Genomic DNA, 20,195 nt, shown 5'->3' on the forward strand with positions numbered 1-20,195 from the left:
GCTATGGTGCTTCCTTTTGGTCAGGGCTGCGGGGGTTCCAACCACCCGATTAAGCCAGCTTGGCACATTGACGACGGCGTCCGGCCGGGTTTGGGTGGACAGCGGTCAACTGAAACATGATTGATACCGGCTTGATGCCGAGTTGAGACAAAATGTCGTCGGCATCGTTTCGGCCGAGGTTCCGGCGCCTTGCCGAGGTTCATCCGGCCCGGCGCTGGCGTAGGATTGCGTCATACCATCAACCGGAGGAGAACAGGCCGCAAGGCCAGCACTATGAGTGAATCTTTGAACGGGCGGCTCAGGACCGGAAACGGGAACCAGCCGCTGACCGAGTTCCCGCACACCTTACCGGGCACGCGCACGGAAGTTGTTACGTTCGACAACTCCGACCAGATGGTTCACTCGCTGGGCAGCCATGATGAAGCGCTGCGGTACATCGAGGAACAGTTCCCGGACGTGAACTTCCACGTTCGTGGCAACGAGCTCTCCATGACCGGTCCTTCCACGGTGATTCCCCGCATCATGCGCCTCCTTGAGGAGGTACGTGGTCTCGTGGCCAAGGGGACCTTGGTCACGCCGGACGTACTTCAGCAACTGGTCTCCCTCCTGAGGACCCAGTCTGTGCAGAATCCTGCGGATGTCCTGACCCACAACATCCTTTCCAGCAGGGGCAAGACCATCAGGCCCAAGACCCTGAACCAAAAGAACTATGTTGACGCCATAGACGACAACACGGTGATCTTCGGAATTGGTCCTGCAGGTACAGGCAAGACGTACCTCGCCATGGCCAAGGCTGTACAGGCATTGCAGAACAAGGAAGTCAGCCGGATTATCCTGACGCGGCCCGCCGTTGAGGCGGGGGAGAGGCTGGGCTTCCTTCCTGGCACTCTCAGCGACAAAATTGACCCCTACCTGCGTCCTTTGTACGACGCCCTTCACGACATGATGGATCCGGAATCCATTCCGCGGTTGATGGCAGCCGGGACTATCGAGGTGGCGCCTTTGGCGTACATGCGTGGTCGTACCCTGAACGACGCCTTCATCATTCTTGACGAAGCCCAGAACACCACTCCGGAACAGATGAAGATGTTCCTGACGCGTCTCGGGTTCGGGTCCAAGATGGTGGTGACCGGCGACGTCACGCAGATCGATCTTCCCTTTGGTTCGACCTCGGGCCTGAGGATCGTCCGCGAAATCCTCACCGGTATCGACGACGTCAACTTCTCGATCCTGGAGGCGGCTGACGTTGTGCGGCATCGCCTGGTGGCCGATATCGTCTCCGCCTACAGCGCATGGGATGACGCCCACCGACCCACGGCAGCTGCCAACACCCATAAACGTGGAGAACGTAAATGAGCATTGAAGTCAACAACGAGTCCGGCGTGGCAGTCGATGAAGCACAGCTGGTGACGTTGTCCCGCTTCATTTTTGAACGCCTCTACATCCACCCCCAGGCGGAGCTGTCGATCCTCTTGGTGGACGAACCCGCCATGGAGAAGCTTCACATTGAGCTGATGGACGAGCCCGGGGCCACGGATGTTCTGTCCGTGCCCATGGATGAGCTGACGCCGGGGACGCCGGACAAGCCGACTCCGCAGGGCATGCTCGGAGACATCGCCATTTGCCCGCAGGTGGCTGAGGTGCAGGCGCGCAATGCGGGGCACTCAACGCAGGATGAAATGCTGCTCCTTGCCACTCACGGGATCCTGCATCTGCTGGGCTTCGACCACGCAGAACCCGAGGAAAAAGAAGAGATGTTTGGCCTGCAGCGCGAACTGCTGTCTGAATTCCTGGGCAAGGATGCCCCCATGGAGACCATGCAGTGACCTCGCTCATCCTGGTCGGCATGGCGCTGGTTTTCCTCAGCTTTGTAGCCCTGCTGACTGCAGCGGAGGCTGCGTTCAACTTCCTGCCCCGCCACGAGGCCGAGCAATCCCTTGGCCGGAGCAAGGGCAAAGCCTTGGCCGGCATCCTGGAAAACCCCATAGCCCATATGAGGGCGCTGCGCTTTTGGCGAGTCTGGTTTGAAATGGCGGCGGCCGTGGCGGTTGCCGTTGTCCTCCACAGCTTGCTGGACAACGTGTGGCTCGCCGGGCTGGCCGCGACGGGCATCATGGCCGTTATCGGCTTTGTGCTTGTGGGTGTCTCGCCCAGGCAGCTTGGGCGCGCGCACTCCGGACCGGTAGTGCGCTTCACCGCGCCCCTGATCAGGTTCCTGTGTTGGATCCTGGGCCCGATTCCGGGCTGGCTTGTGGCCCTTGGCCAAGCGGTAGCCCCTGGCGCTCCAGCCGGCGATGATGCTTTCGTCAGCGAAGAAGAGTTCCGCGAGTTTGTGGACCGCGCGGCCGAGTCCGACATGATCGAAGACAACGAAGCAGAACTTATCCACTCGGTCTTCGACTTTGGCGACACTTTGGTGCGTTCTGTCATGGTTCCCCGCACGGACATTGTCAGTATCGGCACGGGGGCCGACCTTGAGACCGCCATGGGATTGTTCCTGCGGTCGGGCTATTCCCGAATTCCAGTGATCGGTGAGAACACGGATCAAATCCGCGGCATCCTGTACCTCAAGGATGTTGCCGCGGCCATGCACCGCGGTGAGCCGGGACTGCAGCCGCACGACGTCGACTCGCTGGCCCGCGATGTCCGGTACGTTCCCGAATCCAAGCTGGTGAGCGATCTCCTGCGCGAGCTCCAACAGGAGTCGACCCACGTGGCCATCGTCATTGACGAGTACGGTGGAACCGCCGGTTTGGTGACATTGGAGGATCTCATCGAAGAAATCGTTGGCGAGATCGTCGACGAATACGACGCGGCCGCTGAAGAGGCCGTCGACTTGGGTGACGGACAGTACCGCGTCAGCGCACGCATGAGCATCGATGACCTTGGCGAACTCTTCGATATCGAACTCGACGACGACGAAGTGGACACTGTGGGCGGTCTCCTCGCCAAGGCTCTCGGCCAGGTTCCGATTGTCGGGAGCTCCGTTGAAGTGAACGGGGTGTTCCTAAAGGCAGATAGGCTTGAGGGTCGGCGTAACAGGGTCAGCCATATCATTGCGGCCGCCATGCCAAAGGAAGACACTGACCTTGAAGACCTTCTCGACGACGCCGACTCAACGCAACAGGGAGTTCCACGTGAGCAAGCAAAATAAGAAATTCGACGCCGACAACGACTTCGGCGGCTTTCACGCGGGCTTCTCGGTGCTGGTCGGTCGGCCGAATGCCGGCAAGTCCACCCTGACCAATGCCCTCGTTGGCCAGAAGGTAGCGATCACTTCAGCCAAGCCGCAGACTACGCGCCACACCATCCGCGGCATCGTCCACCGCGAGGACGCACAACTGATTCTCGTGGACACGCCGGGTCTGCACCGTCCCCGTACCCTTCTCGGCAAGCGGCTGAACGAGCTCGTTGCCGACACTTTGGCTGAAGTGGACGCCATCGGATTCTGCTTGCCTGCCAACGAAAAGATTGGTCCTGGCGATAAGTTCATTGCCGCCCAGCTGGCCGGCGTCGGACGCAAGCCGATCGTCGCGTTGGTGACCAAAACCGACCTCGTGGACCGCCAGGCCCTGACCGAGCAGTTGCTCGCCGTCGCCGAACTGGGCAGGGATGTCCTGGGAGAAGCAGGATGGGCTGACATCGTTCCGGTCTCAGCGGCCGACGGTTTCCAGGTTTCCACCGTCGCGGACGTTCTGATCAGCCACATGCCTGCCTCCCCGCCGCTCTACCCGGATGGCGAGCTGACAGATGAGCCCGAAGCGGTCATGATCGCCGAGCTCATCCGCGAAGCGGCTTTGGAAGGGGTACGTGATGAGCTTCCGCACTCGTTGGCAGTAGTGGTGGAGGAGATCGTGCCGCGTGAAGGACGTACTGAGGACAATCCGCTCCTGGACGTCCGCGTCAATCTCTATGTAGAGCGTCCCTCGCAGAAGGCCATCATCATTGGCAAGGGTGGCAGCCGGCTGCGTGAAGTCGGAACCAATGCCCGCAAGGGTATCGAAACCCTTCTCGGTACACGGATCTACCTCGATTTGCATGTCAAAGTTGCCAAGGACTGGCAGCGCGATCCGAAGCAGCTGGTCAAACTCGGCTTCTAGACCAGCGGAGCTGGATCCGGCGTGGCTCCCGGCCCGATAAGGAACTTCCCAGAAACGGCAACTATGATTGCGGGGATCGAGCTGTTTTAAGGAAAGGTAAACCGAATAGTGCGACGTCGTGACGCCCGCCCGGAGGGCACCGGCACCGCTGGCCCCGTTGCGGCACGCCATGGAGCCGAGGCCGACGGCACTCCGCGCCATATGAATGAGCGCAAGGGATGGCCGCTCTGGTTGAAGATCGTCACCGGCGTGGTCTCCGTCGCGTTGGTCGCCGGCGTCGCGTTTGCTGCTTTCTGGTTTATCCGACTGCAGACCAACATCACCAAGGCCCCCCTGAGTGCTGATGAAAGCCGCAATGCAGGTGAGGCCACAGCCAATGACAAGACCGACCGGCTCCAGATCCTGATCCTTGGCTCCGATACCCGTGACGGCAAGAATGCCGAGTACGGCACCAGCGAGGATTCCACGGGTTATGGTCACTCGGATGTCATGATGCTGCTGGACATCTCTGCCGACAACAAGCGCGTCAATGTCCTCAGCTTCCCCCGGGATTTGCTGGTGAATGTGCCCCAGTGCACCGACCGGACGAACAACCAGACGTTTCCCGCCCGAAGCGGCGTGATGATCAACGAGGCCATGGCAGAGGCCGGCATCGGTTGCGCAGTCGACACTATCAACAAGCTGACGGGTCTTGAGATCGACCACTTCATGATGGCGGACTTCAACGCCGTCAAGGAACTTTCCCACGCCGTCGGCGGTGTGAATGTCTGCGTCAGCGATCCCGTCTTTGATCCGGATTCCCGCCTCCGCCTGCCGAAGGGCGACTCGCTGGTCGAAGGCGAGCAGGCCTTGGCGTTCCTGCGCACCAGGCATGCGTTCGGCGACGGAGGCGACTTGGGTCGCATCAAGGGCCAGCAGGCATTCCTTTCTTCCCTGACTCGAAAGCTCAAGAGTGAAGGCACCCTGGGCAATCCGCAGCGTCTCCTGCAAATCGCAGACGTCGTCACCCAAAACCTGACCGTGGACGAGGGCCTCGCCTCGGTCCCGTCACTGTTGACCATCGGTGGGCGGCTGAAGGACATTGACGTGTCCAAGGTAGCGTTCGTGGCAGTGCCAACCCAGGCTGCAGCCGTGGATCCGAACCGCCTTGAACTGGTTGAACCCCAAGCGTCCCAGCTCTTCGCAGCACTGCGCGCGGACCTCGACCTCACCACCCCTGGTGCGACGGCTACTCCCTCGCCGTCAGAAAGCCCGGCCCCGCAGCCGACAGCCACAACACCCGCCGCGCCTGCCTATGACAAGGCGATCCAGCCTGTTTCGGTGGCCAACGGCAGTGGTGTCGCCACCCGCGGCCAGGAACTGATGGCCGTTCTGACGGGCGGCGGATTCGCACAGGCTGTGTCCTATCTGGCCAACCCCGTGGACCAGACCGTGCTTTACTACGGAACGGGCTTTGCCGACGTGGCCGCCGACGTCGCCAAGCTCTATGGCATCCCGGCCGCCCAAGTTCAAGAGGCACCTGGCGTGGCTGGTGTGCAGCTTTACGTGGGTACGGACTTCACAACCGGCACGGCCTACGGAGCAGCGTCGGTTCCCTCAGATGTGGTCAACCAAACTGCCAAGGACGCGGTGTGCCAACAGGTGAACCCGTTCTACATCGATCAGTAGCGGATAACGCAGGCGACTCATGAGAGAGGCCGGGCCAGTTGAAGAACTGGCCCGGCCTCTCTTGTTCGTTTGTTTACCAGATGCTGACGCGTTCCTGCGGCTCGGTCCACATTCCGTCAGCTTCGCGTACTCCGAAGGCCTCATGGAAAGCATCGAGGTTTCGTGCGATGGCATTGGTCCGGAACTCATTGGGGGAGTGCGGGTCGGTGGCGAGCCTGCGGATCGCTTCCTCGGCTCGAATGACCTGACGCCAGCCGGCTGCCCACGACATGAAGAACCGTTGCTGGCCCGTAAAGCCATCAATGACTTCCGGTTCTTTACCATCCAGGCTCAGCAGGTACGCCTTGTAGGCAATGGTCAGTCCGCCAAGATCTCCGATGTTCTCGCCCAGGGTGAGTTTGCCGTTCACTTTGTGATCGGGTGCGGCATACGGTGAAAGGGCGTCGAACTGGGCCACGAGTTTTGCCGTGAGTGCTTCGAAGGCCTTGCGGTCGTCCTCGGTCCACCAGTTGCGCAGTGCGCCGCTGCCATCGAACTGCGATCCTTGATCGTCGAAGCCGTGGCCAATCTCGTGTCCGATCACTGCGCCGATCCCACCGTAGTTCACGGCGTCGTCCGCCTCCGCGGTGAAGAAAGGCGGTTGGAGGATGGCAGCCGGGAAGACAATTTCGTTCAACATGGGGTGGTAGTAGGCGTTGACTGTCTGAGGCGTCATCAGCCACTTCGTCAGGTCAACGGGCTTGCCGATCTCGTCCAGGTGCCGGTCCACGTCGGCGTCATGGGCGCGCTCAACGTTGCCGAGAAGATCACTGGGGTCGATTTCCACGGCAGAGTAGTCAATCCATTTCTCCGGGAAGCCGATCTTGGGACGGAACGCGTCCAACTTCTTCAGGGCTTCCTTCTTGGTCTCTTCGCCCATCCACTCCAATGACGAGATGCTTTCGCGGTAGGCCTCGATCAGATTGGCTACCAAGGTCTCCATCCGGGCCTTGTGACCGGCGGGGAAGTGCCGTTCGACGTAGATCTGGCCAACTGCCTCGCCAAGTGCTGCTTCCACGACCGCAACTCCACGCTTCCACCGTTCCTTGTTCTGTGGTGTCCCGCTGAGGGTCGTGCCGTAAAACTCAAAGTTGGTGTCCACGAAGGCGGACGACAAGTAAGGGGCGGCCGAACTGAGAACCCGGAGTGTCAGCCATTCCTTCCACGTCTGCAGAGGCTCGGATTCCAGCAAGCCGGCAGCACCGGTGAAGAAGTCGGGTGTGCTGACAACAATTTCCTGACGCTTGTCCGCATCGACCCGCGCCGCGTCGAACCACGTGTCCAGCAAGGGAAACAGCGCCGTTGCCTCTTCTGCGGACTTCAGGTTGTAGGTCTTCTGGGGATCCCTGAGCGTGACGTTGTCCCAATGATGCGATGCCAAGGCCGTCTCAAGCGCGACCACGCGCTGAGCAGCCTGCGCAGCGTCGGGGACTCCGGCGAGGGTAAACAGTCTTTCGATGTATCCGCTGTAAGCCGTAACGATGCCGGCGAACTTGTCCTCGCGGTAGTAGGACTCATCAGGCAAGCCCAAGCCACCTTGACCGATGTACAGCAGGATGCGTTCAGGGTTGCCGGCATCCGGGGCGGGGTAGATCGAAAAGAGCCCTGATACATCCGAACGGAAAAGCCGGCCAATCAAGCCTGCCAGCTCCCCGGTGGACTGCACCGCCCGTACCTCGTCAAGTCGCGGCCGGACGGGGTCGAGTCCCTTTGCCTCGGCCGCGGCCTCGTCCATGAAGCTTGTGTAAAGGCCGCCCACTTTCTGTTCGATGCCCGTGGCCGCTTCACCCTTGCCTGCGGCTTCTTCGATGATTGCCTTCACTGCAAGTTCGGCTCCATCGCGCAAGGCGGTGAACGTCCCTTCCAACGGCCTGTCGTCAGGAATGGTGGTGCTGTTCAGCCACGCGCCGTTGACGTGTTGATAAAGGTCGTCCTGGGGCCGGACGCTGTGGTCGATATTCGAAAGAGTGATCCCCGACTGTGGCACTGTGGCTCCTTGAAGGGACGCTGCAGTCGGCGTTGCCACCGCCGCGGCGTCTGCATAGTGGACGTTGCATGAGGTGTTGCACTGTCATCATACGCACCGTGCTACTGTAATTTTGTGCGTGCGGAAATGCTTCTTCTTAGCTGCCGCGGCGAGGCCTGATAGCTGTTTGACGCTGGGCCACCCTCGCCGCGGAGTTTCGTTGTGTCCGGCCAAGCTTTCATACAGTTCTTAGAGAAAAGGCCACACGTCATGCGTAATGCACAAAAGCCCTCCGGTATGCCCATTCACCGCTATGTGCCGTTCCAGGACCAGATCATCGTTGAGGTCCCTGACCGTACCTGGCCGGACAAGGTCATCACCAAAGCTCCTCGGTGGTGTGCTGTTGACCTTCGGGACGGCAACCAGGCGCTGATCGATCCCATGAGCCCGGCCCGCAAACTGAAGATGTTCCAGCTGCTGGTCAAGATGGGCTACAAGGAAATCGAGGTAGGGTTCCCTTCCGCATCACAGACCGATTTCGATTTTGTCCGTCAGCTGATCGAGGGCGGTCACATTCCCGACGACGTCACCATCCAGGTCTTGACCCAGGCGCGGGAACACCTGATCGAGCGGACCTATGAGTCCCTGGTCGGCGCCAAGCAGGCAATTGTTCACCTGTACAACTCCACGTCGGTACTCCAGCGGCGTGTCGTCTTCAACCAGGACGAAGACGGAATCCTGGACATCGCACTGCAGGGCGCACGGCTCTGCAAGAAGTACGAAGAAACACTGACGGACACGCACATCACCTACGAGTACTCGCCCGAGTCCTTCACGGGAACCGAGCCCGAGTACGCCGCACGTGTGTGCAACGCCATTGCCGACGTCTTTGAGGCATCGGCCGACAAGCAGGTCATCATCAATCTGCCGGCCACCGTGGAAATGGCTACCCCGAACGTCTACGCCGATTCGATCGAGTGGATGCACCGCAACCTGCACCCCCGCGACGGCATCATCATCTCCCTGCACCCCCACAACGACCGTGGCACCGGAGTTGCTGCAGCCGAACTCGGCTACCTGGCTGGCGCGGACCGCATTGAGGGTTGCCTCTTCGGAAACGGCGAACGCACCGGCAACGTGGACTTGGTGACGCTCGGGCTGAACATGTTTGTCCAGGGTGTGGACCCCATGATCGACTTCTCGGATATTGATGAGATCCGCCGAACAGTGGAGTACTGCAACCAGCTGCCCGTTCCGGAGCGCTCACCCTATGGCGGCGACCTGGTCTTCACAGCGTTCTCCGGTTCGCACCAGGACGCAATCAAGAAGGGCTTTGAGGCCCTGGAGAAGGACGCCGCCGCTGCCGGCAAGTCCGTGGATGACTTCACCTGGCAAGTGCCTTACCTGCCCATCGACCCGAAGGACCTGGGACGCAGCTACGAAGCCGTTATCAGGGTCAACTCCCAATCCGGCAAGGGTGGAGTTGCGTACCTGCTGAAGAATGAGCACAACCTGGACCTGCCACGGCGGGCCCAGATTGAGTTTTCCGGTGTTATCCAGCGGCGCACGGACGCTGTCGGTGGCGAAGTCAGCGGATCCCAGCTGTGGCAGATCTTCCAGGACGAATACCTGCCTTCAGACGAGGAACAGGCCCAGTGGGGCCGCTACACGCTGGGCAGCGTGAGCACCGAAACCGATGAAGCCGGTGCCATGACCATGAATGCGAACCTGCGGATTGATGGTGCCGAGGTGCGGCGCACCGGACACGGCAATGGTCCGATTGCGGCGTTGCTGGACATTCTGCACCAGGACGGCGTCGACGTCCGGGTCCTCGACTACAGCGAGCACGCCCTGTCCGAGGGCGGCAGCGCCAGCGCTGCCGCGTACGTCGAATGTGCCGTCGGCGAGCGTGTCCTGTGGGGAGTAGGGATTGACCCCAGCACCACGACGTCCTCGCTCAAGGCGTTGATTTCGGCTGTGAACAGAGCCGTCCGCGACGCCCAGGCCTAGGCCGGAACCGTGTGGTGACAGGAAACTCTGTCACCACACGGTCCGGTGTCCGTCCCGGGTCCAGGCATAGTGCGAAGATTAGATGTGGCCAATCCATCGTTTGCCGCCCGGGCATATCGGGACGATGCCGTAGTGCTCCGTACCCACAAGCTGGGCGAGGCGGATCGCATCATTACCTTGCTCACGAAACACCATGGGCAAGTGCGTGCCGTGGCCAAAGGCGTCCGAAGGACAAGCAGCCGCTTCGGAGCCAGGCTTGAGCCGTTTATGGTGGCAGATTTGCAGCTGGTGTCGGGCCGAACGCTGGACATTGTCACCCAGGCTGTGGCCAAGGGTGCCTACGGAAGCAGCATCGCCGCCGACTATGGCCGGTTCACGGTGGCTGCGGCCATGACCGAGACCGCTGAAAAGCTGACGGACGCCGATTCCGAATCAGGGACGGCGCAGTACAACCTTCTGGTGGGTGCGTTGGCAGCCCTGAGCCGCTCGGACCATCCGCCGGAGCTGATCCTGGACTCCTATCTTCTGCGCGCGTTGGCCACGGGGGGATGGGCTCCCAGCTTTACCTCCTGTGCCCGGTGTGGCCGTCCTGGACCACATACTGCCTTTGCCGCCCCGGTGGGTGGGATGGTCTGTGGGGACTGCAGGCCGCCCGGTTCGCCGGCGCCGGCGGCCGAGACCGTCGTCCTGCTTGGAGCATTGTTGACCGGCGACTGGACGGTTGCGGACGCATCGGATCCGCGGCACCGCCGTGAAGCCGCGGGCCTGGTGGCAAGTTACCTGCAATGGCATTTGGAACGTGCCGTGAAATCCCTCAAACATGTGGAGCGAAGCTGACAGTGGCACTTGGAAAGAAAAGCAAGACGACGGCGGCCCGGACTACCCCCGTAAAGGCGCCTTATGCGCATCCTTCCGGAGCGGTTCCGCCAAATATTCCGAGTGAGCTTATCCCGCAGCACGTCGCCATTGTCATGGATGGCAATGGACGATGGGCCAATCAGCGCGGGTTGCCCCGGATCGAGGGGCACAAGGCTGGCGAGCCTGCCCTTCTGGATGTCATGGCCGGAGCCATCGAGCTGGGTATCAAGTACGTCAGCGTCTACGCATTTTCAACCGAGAACTGGCGCCGTTCACCCGAAGAGGTGCGCTTCCTGATGGGATTTAACAAGGATGTGCTTCGTAGGCAGCGAAACCAGCTCGACGATTGGGGTGTCAGGATCCGTTGGGCCGGCCGCCGGCCCCGTCTCTGGGGCTCCGTCATCAAGGAGCTGGAAGAAGCCGAGGAGTACACCCGGGCCAATGACACCTGCACGTTGACCATGTGTGTTAATTACGGAGGCCGGGCTGAGATTGCCGACGCTGTGTCCGCGATTGCCGAAGACGTTGCAGCGGGGCGGCTCAAGCCGGGTGCGGTCACTGAAAAGACCATCCAGAAGTACCTGGACGAGCCCGACCTGCCGGATGTCGACCTCTTCCTGCGGAGTTCGGGGGAGCAGCGGCTCTCCAACTTCCTGCTGTGGCAATCTGCTTACGCGGAATTCGTGTTCATGGACACCCTCTGGCCGGACGTTGACAGGCGCACCCTGTGGGACGCCGTCGAAATTTATGCCAAACGCGACAGGCGCTATGGAGGAGCCGTGGACGCGGCGCCCGCCGCCAATTAGCCTGCGTGTGCTAATTCAGTACGGGTAGGCGGCGAGCCATACCGCAACGTCGCGGTAGGCCTGTTGGCGGACTGTGCGGCGCGACAGGAAGACGTCGTGGAGGGCGCCCGGGTACCGGAACACGGCAGTTCGCCGCGCCAGGCCAAGGGCGCGCCGGGAGGTTTCTTCGACGTCGATGACGGCATCCGCGCGCATCAGGTCGGCCGTCCATTCTGCTTGGATCCTGGTCCGGCCCGACAACAGAACCAGGACAGGGGCATCAATGTTCAACTTGCGCTCAACAGCGGCGTGCCCGGCAAGGACAGCCTTGGTCCAACCAGCCCGTATGGGAAATGAAGCCCGGGGCCGCCACACAGGGTCCAGCATCCATTCACCATGCGCTTCATTGCTGACGCTTTCCCAGTAAGCAGGCATTTCCGGGAATCTGAAGGGACGCTTCGGGTCGGTGCGGGCGAACGGTTCCACCAGGTGCATGGCGATGCTCCGGACCAAGCTGCTGCCCTGGAGCTCAAGCCATGGGGAGTTGAGGACCAGCGTGCCCACTGTGCCTGGGTTGCGGTCGGCCCATAGCGCGGCGATGAGTCCACCAAGGGAGTGGGCAATCACATGGATCGTAGGAGGCACATGATTGTTGGTCCGCGCTGCCACGTCCCGTTCGATTTCCCTCAGGGCCACGGCAAGATCCTCATCGTAGACACTGAGGTCGGATGCGTAGCCCGGTGTTTGTCCTGGGAGAAGGCTTCTGCCGAATTTGCGGAGGTCCACCGCATAGAAAAGAAAGCCTGAGGCGGTGAGGTATTCGGCGAGTTCCGTTTGGAGGAAGTAGTCCGCCCAGCCGTGAAGGTAGAGGACGACTTTGGGTGCCCCGTCTGTTTCGTGCGGTGTGCGGTGCCTGCGTTTGACGAAGGTCGTCAGGAAATCGAGGATTCCGTGCGGAGCTGTGTCCTCAAGAGCCGGAGCGTGCCTCACAAGCGTTGCTTTGACCGGACCTTCGTCGTCATCATTGAGTGGCAGGTCCATGCATTCGTAGTTATGGCCCAGGACGTCGGGCCTCCACTGCTGACCGGAGTTGCCTGTCCCCGTCACGTATCCCTTTCCTCTTGCCCTTCCAGAGCGCCGTGGCGCATGAATCCGCGGATCCAGCGGGCGAGCCGTTCATAGGCGTCTTTCCGTACCTCTGGTGCCGAGAGGAAGACATCATGCAGGCCGCCATCAATCCGCTCCAAGGTAACTGTTCGTCCCAGCGCCATGGCGCGCAGGGCGATGATGCCCACATCCAGGACCGCGTCGGAGCGTCGCATGGATTCCTGCCACACCATGCCGTTGGCGCTGGCCGCTGAAGTCAGGACCAACACAGGTATTTCCAGGTTGAGCCCACGGGAAACCTGCGAATGGCCTGCAAAGACGGCGCTCAACCATCCAGCCCGCACGGGGAAGGCAAAAGGAGGCCGGTACTGCTCGTCGAGCACCCATTCTCCCTCTGCGCTGCTGCTGATGCTCCGGAAGTAGAAACCTCTCTCCGGCAGCCGCAATACAGTCTCCGGACGAAACCTGGCAAGAGGCGCGACCATGGCGTGGGCGGCTCGACGGACCAGTGAGCTCCCGTGCATTTCGAGCCACGGACTGTCGAGTATCAGGAACTGGACCTGGCCTGGATGCCGACTGGCCCACAGCGCGGCAACCAGGCCTCCGGTTGAATGCCCCATCAAGGTCAGCGTGCCCTCGGGGTAGCCGGAGCGGTCATCCCGAATGAGTTCCATGGCTCTGTCGATTTCGGCATCGTAGTACCTCAAGTCCGCTACGTAGCCGCCCGGAGTGTTGGACTGCAGGCTCCGGCCATGGTTGTGCATGTCCAAAGCGTAGAAATCGTAACCCTGCCCGGCCCAGAACCGGGCGAGCTCGGTATTGAAGAAGTAGTCGCTCCAACCGTGGAGGAAGAGCACGGCTCCGTAGGACGCTCGTCCTGAACCTCGATCCGAGGTGGAAGTCCCTTCAGTCCGATGCCGGACCAGGGTGGCGTGGCGGGTCACGCCGTCGGGCCCCGCCGCCTCGAAGCCGCAGGACTGGAAGTCCTTTCCAAGGATGTCAGGGGTCCACTCCATGGGTTTAGCTTAGACACCGTCCGCGGCGTTCCGCCCTGCAGCCCTGCCCGAGAAGAGGCAGCCGCCAAGGAACGTTCCTTCCAACGCCCGATACCCGTGGATGCCTCCTCCGCCGAACCCGGCAGCCTCCCCGGCTGCGTAAAGACCCGGAACCGCTTCCCCCTCCACGCCCAATACCCTTGAGCCCAGGTCTGTTTGAAGGCCGCCGAGGCTCTTCCTGGTCAGGACCGAGAGGCGGATCGCAACCAAGGGACCGTGTTTGGGGTCAGTCAGGCGGTGCGGGGGTGCGACCCGCATCAGTTTGTCGGTGGCGAAGCGCCGTGCTGCCCTGATCGCGGCAAGCTGTGGGTCCTTTCCAAGGCCACTGGTCACCTGCCGGTCCCGGGCGTCCACCAACGCCTCCAGGGTGCCGGCGTCGATCAGGTGGTTTTGAGCCAGACGGTTCATCCCCGCGGCGAGGTCCCGGACCGATGTGGCCTCGATGAAGTCTTCGCCCCTTTGCAGGAAACGTTGGATAGGGGAGTCGGTGCCCGGCTTCAGGCGCGAGGCAAGGAGCCTCACGTCCTTGCCGGTGAGGTCAGGATTCTGTTCAGACCCGGAAAGAGCCAGCTCCTTGAGGGCGATGGTTCTGTCAAGGACGAACCATGAGTAGCCGTGGCCTGTTGCGAGAATATGGCGCAACGCTCCCAGGGAATCGAAACCCGGGAATAGCGGGGCCGGCAATTGGCTGCCCTCGGCGTCGAGCCACAGAGACGAAGGTCCCGGGAGGATGCGGATTCCGTGCTTGGGCCACACAGGCTCGTAATTGTGGATGCCCTCGGGGTAGTGCCACATCCGGTCACCGTTGATCAATCTTCCGCCCGCTGCTTGGACTGCCGGAAGGAACCCACCGTCCACGAACGCGGGCACGCCACTGAGCATGTTGGCCGGCGCTGAGCCACCTGGCCATTGCCGACGCACGAGATCGTGGTTGCCCCCAATCCCTCCCGTGGTCACCACGACCGCTCCGGCGTTCACCTCGAAGTCGCCGACGGCGACCCGCGAGGACTCCTGGCCCCGCACCGCCGTCGAAGGTTTCAAAACCTGGCCGGACACGCCGGTGACCCGGCCCGCCGTCGTCGTCAAGGACGCGGCCCTGTGCCTGAAGAACATCCGCACCTTTCCCGCAGCGACCCCTTCCTGCACCTTGGCGAGGAACGGTTGGACAAGCGCCGGTCCCGTTCCCCAAGTGACGTGGAATCGGGGCACCGTGTTTCCGTGACCTTGGGGACCGTACCCACCCCGCTCGGCCCACTGAACCAGCGGAAAAATGCCAACGCCCAAGTTACTGAGCCAGCTCCTTTTCTCACCGGCGGCGAAATGGACATAGGCCTCCGCCCAGGCCCGTGCGTGCCCATCGGCCGGTCGATCGAAGGCAGCGGAAGCCATCCAGTCGGACAGGGCGAGCTCGGGGCTGTCCTTTACGCCCAGCCTGCGCTGCTCCGGGGTATCGACCATGAAGAGTCCGCCGAAGGACCAGTGCGCCTGGCCTCCCACTGATGCTTCCGGCTCTTGGTCCAGCACCACCACGCTCTTGCCGGCGGCGTAGGCGGTCGCGGCCGCGACGAGTCCGGATAATCCGGCACCAACCACCGCGATGTCGGCAGAAACGCGCCGGGGTCCATGATGTGCGTCACTATCTTCCAGCGGCATGCGTACATGCTAGCGGCTTCTGCGGTCACGGGTTTGGCCAGCGGTCCCGGACCGGCAAAACTAGGAGCATGCGTGTTTACCCCACATTCTTCAAGTTGGCCTTCTCCTGGATGGATGCCGAGAAAGCCCACAAGATCGGTTTCCAGGCGATCCGGACAGCGCACCGTACCGGCGCCGGCCGGATTCTGGCGCGGCTGAGCGCCCCGGATGCCTCTTTGAGGACAGAGGCTTTCGGCCTCACTTTCCCGTCGCCCTTCGGGCTGGCGGCCGGTTTCGACAAAGAAGGCCACGGTATCGAGGCTTTGGCCGACCTTGGTTTCGGTCACGTCGAAGTTGGCACTATTACCGGCCAGGCCCAGCCCGGCAACGACAAGCCCCGGTTATTCCGCCTTATCGAAGACCGGGCCGTGGTCAACCGCATGGGATTCAACAACGACGGCGCCGCAGCCGTTGCGCCGAGACTCAAGTCCGCACGGGCTGCTTTGCAGAGGTTGTACCCGCAGACACGTCCCATCATCGGCGTCAACATTGGCAAGACCAAAAACGTGGACCTTGACGACGCCACGGCAGACTACCTGATCAGTGCGCGCGGCCTGGCTCCTGCCGCGGACTATCTGGTGGTAAACGTCAGCTCCCCGAACACGCCGGGCCTGCGTCTGCTGCAGAACGTTGAAACCCTGCGTCCGCTGCTGAGGGCCGTCGGTGACGCCGCCGACGAAGCTGCAGGACGGCACGTTCCCTTGCTCGTCAAGATTGCTCCGGATCTGTCCAATGAAGACGTGGACGACGTCGCCCGTCTCGCGCTGGACCTGAAGCTGGATGGAATTATCGCTACCAACACCACGATCTCCAGGGCTGGTCTTAAGTCCGACCCCGCACAAGTCGAGGCCCTCGGGGCCGGTGGCTTGTCGGGTGCTCCGCTCAAGCAGCGCTCCCTGGAAGTCCTCAGGCGGCTCAAGGATGCTGTGGGTGATGAGCTTGTGCTGATTGCCGTTGGTGGCGTCGAGACCGCCCGCGACGTTCAGGATCGCCTCGATGCCGGTGCAACGCTGGTGCAGGGGTACACGGCTTTCCTGTACGAGGGTCCGTTCTGGGTATCCCGCATCAACAAAGGCCTGGTCAAGCTGCGGCAGCGGGCGTCCCGCTAAAGCCTCTTAAGGCAGAAGACCCCGGACCAGTGGTCCGGGGTCTTCTTGATAATGGTGGAGGCTCCTAGGCCGGGTACTGGCCGCGTTTCACCTGGGGCTTGGGGAGTCGAAGCTTGCGGAACTGGAGGGCGCGCATGCAGCCATACCAGATGGCTCCCCGCTCAACCTCGCCGAACTTCGCCGTCAACTGCTTGCGAAGCTTGCGGGAAAGAATGAAAACGTCCACGAAGACCGCGAGGAACATGATCCAGAAGCCCACCAGGACGTAGCTGATCCCGGCACTGGTCGGCGGAATGATCAGCGAAATGACGACGAACAGCAAAGCGCCGAACATCAAGTATTCGCCGAGGCTGAAACGGGCGTCGACGTAGTCGCGTACGTACCGCTTCTGAGGGCCCTTGTCGCGCAAGGGCAGGTACTTCTCATCACCGGTGTCCAGGGCCTGCCGCATCTTCAGGCGCTGATCCTGGATGGCCACCCGCTCTGCCGCTTTCGAAGCCTTGCGGTCGGTGGGCACCAGAGGGCGCTTCCGTGCTGCTTCCTGGTCTTTCCGCTTGGGCGTAGGGGTGCCCTTGCCGGCCCCCGGCGCCGGGGCGTAGGCCTGGTCTACTACTGACTGAGCGCTGGGCTCTTCCTTTTTACGTCCGAACACCCATACAGAATACCCTCAGAGAGGTGGCGTAGGTTACGTCGTCCCCGGCGATGCATCTTCGGGGCTTGGTCCGGCATCCCCTGATGGCCGTCGAGCCGGAGGTAAAGTGTGGGCCATGACTTCAGCACATGCGGACACCCCGCAGAACAAGCAACGGTACTCCGGCAACATCCCGGTCGAGGCACTGACCACGGCAGTTGATGAGTCCTTCAACTCCACCATGGATTCCCTTCGGGACCTTGTCTCCATTCCAGGTATTGCGTGGCCGAGCTTCGACCCCAGGGAACTGGATCGAAGCGCCGAGGCCGTCTCTTCGTTGGTCAAGGCCGCCGGCATGACTGATGTCCGGATCTTAAGGTGCGACAAAGCCGACGGGACCCCGGGCGGTCCTGCCGTCGTCGCCCGACGTCCAGCGGCGGAAGGAAAACCAACCATTCTTTTGTACGCCCACCATGACGTACAGCCGCCGGGGGAGCGGGCTCTGTGGAAGTCCGAACCGTTCGTGGCGGAGGAGCGGGACGGGCGACTTTATGGTCGCGGGGCCGCTGACGATAAAGCCGGCATCATGGCACATCTGGCAGCCTACAGCGCGGTCAGCAAGGTCCTCGGTGACGAGCTCGGCCTTGGCGTGACCTTCTTCTTCGAAGGCGAGGAGGAAGCCGGCTCGCCCACGTTCCGCACGTTCCTTGAAGAACACCAGGAGCTGCTGCGGGCAGATGTGATCGTTGTAGCCGACTCGAGCAACTGGAAGGTGGGCGTTCCGGCGTTGACCACCAGCCTTCGCGGCTTGGTGGATGGGACGTTCGAAGTCCGGGTTTTGGACCACGCCGTCCATTCAGGCATGTTTGGCGGTCCGGTCCTGGACGCTCCCACACTTCTTTCGCGGTTGATCGCGACTCTCCACGACGACGACGGCAACGTTGCGGTCGCCGGCTTGGCGGCACGCGACGACGTTGCGGTCGACCTCGCCGAAGCCGACTACCGCGCGGATGCATCAGTGCTCGACGGCGTGCGGCTCGCCGGGAGCGGCACGATTGGTTCGCGCCTGTGGACCAAGCCGGCGCTGTCCATCATCGGTATGGACGTCCCGGCGGTGGATGTCGCCTCCAATACCCTGATTCCCGCGGCCCGGGCCAAGTTCAGCATGCGCCTTGCTCCGGGGCAGGACCCCGAAGCCGCGATGGACGCCCTGAAGCAACACGTTGAATCAAACGCACCCTTCGGTGCCAGGGTGACCTTTACGCCGGGGGAGCGGGGGAATGCTTTTGCGACGGATACAACCTCTGTGGCCGCAAGGGTCGCTTTGTGGGCCCTGGAGGAATCGTGGGGTGTCCAACCCGTGGAGATGGGGATTGGTGGCTCAATCCCGTTCATCGCAGACCTTACGGAGATGTATCCGGACGTCCAGATCTTGGTGACCGGTGTAGAGGACCCTGACTCCCGCGCGCACAGCGCCAACGAATCCTTGCACATCGGCGACTTCCGCCATGCTGTGCTCGCCGAAGCCCTGATGCTTGCGCGTCTGAATGCCGAGGGGCTGGGCGCCTAGGACCCGTTCGGCCGGGAACAAGGAAATGCTGTCCGTGGTTACGTCAGGAGTTATAGCTAAGCGTCTGCGCGACGTAGCATTAGCTGTAACCCGTATGTAATTGGGTAAGGGCAGGCAGCGTCCCGGCGCCGCCGCCAGAAGCTTCATAAGAAGGTAGGCCAATGAGCACTGCAACCAACGAAAACAGCACCGGAACACAGGTCGTCGCCAACGACGAACTGCCCACGCACGAGGTCAACCTGACCGACGTGGCGGCAGGCAAGGTCCGCAGCCTCCTCGAACAGGAAGGGCGCACCGACCTTCGGCTGCGCGTTGCAGTCCAGCCTGGCGGCTGCTCCGGCTTGATCTACCAGCTCTACTTTGACGAGCGGATGCTCGACGGAGATGCTGTGCGGGATTACGACGGTGTTGAGGTCATCGTGGACAAGATGAGTGTCCCTTACCTCAGCGGCGCAAGCATCGACTTCGAGGACACCATTTCGAAGCAAGGCTTCACCATCGACAACCCGAACGCCGGCGGGTCTTGCGCCTGCGGTGATTCGTTCCACTGATGTGAGCCATCGCCGCATGTCGGCGCCACTCCGGACTGCTTTAAACGCATCCGGAGCCACGGCGCTGACATGTGCGCGAAAACCGCCTGATAGCGGTAAGCTCTACATCGGGTAGTAAAACTTTTTAGTGTGCCCGGTGAGCCTTCGGCCTGCCGGGAGACAGCAACAAGAGGAAGGGCCGTCTGTGAGTTCGCAGAACCGAACCGGCAGCCGACGCATAAAGATCACCTCGATCACTGGCTTGGCACTCGCCGGCGCGTTGGTTTTGACCGGATGTTCACCAGAGGTAGAGAAGGGTTGGCTGCCTACAGAGCGCGGCACGACCAACCACACTGACCGGATCATGGACCTCTGGGTCAACTCATGGATCGCCGCTTTGGCAGTCGGTATCATCACGTGGGGCCTCCTGGTCTGGTGCATCATTGCTTACCGTCGCCGCAAGGGCACCACGGGGTTCCCCAAGCAGCTCAGCTACAACCTGCCGCTCGAGGTCTTCTACTTGACCATCCCGCTGTTCATGGTTCTGGTGTTCTTCTACTTCACCGACCAGGACCAGCGCGCGATCGATGACCGCTCACAGCCGGCCGACGTCGTCGTTGATGTCCGCGGCAAGCAGTGGGCATGGGACTTCAACTACAAGCAGGGCCAGGTCATCACCGAGGACCTCCACGAGGCCGGCGTCCAGGCGCACCTGACCGGCAACGAGGTCGACAAGGAACTGCTCCCCACGCTGTACTTGCCGGTCAACAAGTCAGTTGACCTGGAATTGAACTCCCGCGATGTCATCCACTCTTTCTGGGTCCCCGCGTTCCTCCAGAAGCGCGACATGATCCCAGGCAAGACCAACTACATCCGGTTCACCCCGACGAAGGAAGGCACCTTCGATGGCAAGTGTGCTGAACTTTGCGGTGAATACCACTCCGAAATGCTTTTCCGCGTCAAGGTTGTCTCCGAGTCTGAGTTCAAGGCCCACATGGACAAGCTCCGCCAGGATGGCAACACGGGCCTGCTCGGTGCGGAATATGACCGCAATCCGAACCTGAACGAAAAGTAA

Annotated in this window: 17 protein-coding genes; 12 read left to right on the plus strand and 5 right to left on the minus strand. The window is 61.7% G+C overall.

Annotation, left to right across the window (positions count from 1 at the left end):
• Window positions 1-273 precede the first annotated feature (273 nt).
• The 5 genes from ACFVSI_RS06700 (at window position 274) to ACFVSI_RS06720 (ending at window position 5,768) form a co-directional block, all read left to right on the plus strand.
• Entirely contained in the window at window positions 274-1,356 is a 1,083-nt protein-coding gene (locus ACFVSI_RS06700) for a PhoH family protein (protein ID WP_387821107.1), read from the plus strand.
• Window positions 1,353-1,826, plus strand: coding sequence for an rRNA maturation RNase YbeY (gene ybeY / locus ACFVSI_RS06705; RefSeq protein ID WP_144658898.1), 474 nt, complete (start codon window positions 1,353-1,355; stop codon window positions 1,824-1,826). The genes ACFVSI_RS06700 and ybeY overlap by 4 nt, the downstream gene beginning before the upstream one ends.
• A complete protein-coding gene (locus ACFVSI_RS06710; protein ID WP_387821111.1) occupies window positions 1,823-3,154 on the plus strand; it encodes a hemolysin family protein in 1,332 nt (443 codons plus the stop codon). Before ybeY ends, ACFVSI_RS06710 begins: the two co-directional genes overlap by 4 nt.
• Window positions 3,138-4,100 carry a GTPase Era gene (era, locus tag ACFVSI_RS06715; protein ID WP_387821114.1) on the plus strand — a complete coding sequence of 321 codons (963 nt, stop codon included), beginning with the start codon at window positions 3,138-3,140 and terminating at the stop codon, window positions 4,098-4,100. Before ACFVSI_RS06710 ends, era begins: the two co-directional genes overlap by 17 nt.
• A 108-nt stretch (window positions 4,101-4,208) precedes the next feature.
• Complete coding sequence (locus ACFVSI_RS06720) at window positions 4,209-5,768, plus strand: LCP family protein (protein WP_306841288.1); 1,560 nt, start codon at window positions 4,209-4,211, stop codon at window positions 5,766-5,768.
• Between the two features lie 73 nt (window positions 5,769-5,841).
• Here ACFVSI_RS06720 and ACFVSI_RS06725 read toward each other — a convergent pair whose 3' ends face one another.
• Window positions 5,842-7,794: a M13 family metallopeptidase gene (locus ACFVSI_RS06725; protein ID WP_387821118.1), complete on the minus strand. Its 1,953-nt coding sequence runs from the start codon at window positions 7,792-7,794 to the stop codon at window positions 5,842-5,844.
• Between the two features lie 249 nt (window positions 7,795-8,043).
• Between ACFVSI_RS06725 and leuA the strand changes: the two genes are divergently transcribed.
• The 3 genes from leuA to ACFVSI_RS06740 all read left to right on the plus strand — a co-directional run bounded on the left by leuA (window position 8,044) and on the right by ACFVSI_RS06740 (window position 11,447).
• Window positions 8,044-9,783, plus strand: a complete 1,740-nt coding sequence (leuA, locus tag ACFVSI_RS06730) for a 2-isopropylmalate synthase (RefSeq protein ID WP_387821121.1) — start codon at window positions 8,044-8,046, stop codon at window positions 9,781-9,783.
• Window positions 9,784-9,867: 84 nt separating this feature from the next.
• Window positions 9,868-10,620 (plus strand): DNA repair protein RecO, encoded by a 753-nt coding sequence (gene recO / locus ACFVSI_RS06735; RefSeq protein WP_387821124.1) that lies wholly within the window; start codon window positions 9,868-9,870, stop codon window positions 10,618-10,620.
• Between the two features lie 2 nt (window positions 10,621-10,622).
• Complete coding sequence (locus tag ACFVSI_RS06740) at window positions 10,623-11,447, plus strand: isoprenyl transferase (RefSeq protein ID WP_387821127.1); 825 nt, start codon at window positions 10,623-10,625, stop codon at window positions 11,445-11,447.
• A gap of 15 nt (window positions 11,448-11,462) precedes the next feature.
• On the opposite strand, the gene ACFVSI_RS06745 is transcribed toward ACFVSI_RS06740, so the two are convergent.
• From ACFVSI_RS06745 to ACFVSI_RS06755, 3 genes are read right to left on the minus strand one after another with little or no spacing between them, the layout of a single operon-like run.
• Window positions 11,463-12,533 carry an alpha/beta hydrolase gene (locus tag ACFVSI_RS06745; RefSeq protein WP_387821130.1) on the minus strand — a complete coding sequence of 357 codons (1,071 nt, stop codon included), beginning with the start codon at window positions 12,531-12,533 and terminating at the stop codon, window positions 11,463-11,465.
• Window positions 12,530-13,549 (minus strand): alpha/beta hydrolase, encoded by a 1,020-nt coding sequence (locus ACFVSI_RS06750; protein ID WP_387821133.1) that lies wholly within the window; start codon window positions 13,547-13,549, stop codon window positions 12,530-12,532. Before ACFVSI_RS06750 ends, ACFVSI_RS06745 begins: the two co-directional genes overlap by 4 nt.
• A 9-nt stretch (window positions 13,550-13,558) precedes the next feature.
• Entirely contained in the window at window positions 13,559-15,241 is a 1,683-nt protein-coding gene (locus ACFVSI_RS06755) for an FAD-binding dehydrogenase (protein WP_387821136.1), read from the minus strand.
• Between the two features lie 68 nt (window positions 15,242-15,309).
• Between ACFVSI_RS06755 and ACFVSI_RS06760 the strand changes: the two genes are divergently transcribed.
• Window positions 15,310-16,389: a quinone-dependent dihydroorotate dehydrogenase gene (locus ACFVSI_RS06760; RefSeq protein ID WP_387821140.1), complete on the plus strand. Its 1,080-nt coding sequence runs from the start codon at window positions 15,310-15,312 to the stop codon at window positions 16,387-16,389.
• A 64-nt stretch (window positions 16,390-16,453) separates the two neighbouring features.
• On the opposite strand, the gene ACFVSI_RS06765 is transcribed toward ACFVSI_RS06760, so the two are convergent.
• Window positions 16,454-17,041: a DUF3043 domain-containing protein gene (locus ACFVSI_RS06765; protein ID WP_387821143.1), complete on the minus strand. Its 588-nt coding sequence runs from the start codon at window positions 17,039-17,041 to the stop codon at window positions 16,454-16,456.
• A gap of 115 nt (window positions 17,042-17,156) precedes the next feature.
• On the opposite strand from ACFVSI_RS06765, the gene ACFVSI_RS06770 reads away from it, so the two are divergent.
• The 3 genes from ACFVSI_RS06770 to coxB all read left to right on the plus strand — a co-directional run bounded on the left by ACFVSI_RS06770 (window position 17,157) and on the right by coxB (window position 20,195).
• Window positions 17,157-18,590, plus strand: a complete 1,434-nt coding sequence (locus ACFVSI_RS06770; RefSeq protein WP_387821145.1) for a dipeptidase — start codon at window positions 17,157-17,159, stop codon at window positions 18,588-18,590.
• 161 nt (window positions 18,591-18,751) lie between these two features.
• Window positions 18,752-19,141: an iron-sulfur cluster assembly accessory protein gene (locus ACFVSI_RS06775; protein WP_144658885.1), complete on the plus strand. Its 390-nt coding sequence runs from the start codon at window positions 18,752-18,754 to the stop codon at window positions 19,139-19,141.
• 184 nt (window positions 19,142-19,325) lie between these two features.
• A complete protein-coding gene (gene coxB / locus ACFVSI_RS06780) occupies window positions 19,326-20,195 on the plus strand; it encodes a cytochrome c oxidase subunit II (RefSeq protein ID WP_144658884.1) in 870 nt (289 codons plus the stop codon).

It is taken from the genome of Paenarthrobacter sp. NPDC057981, assembly GCF_042886835.1.
In the GTDB taxonomy this organism is placed as follows: domain Bacteria; phylum Actinomycetota; class Actinomycetes; order Actinomycetales; family Micrococcaceae; genus Arthrobacter.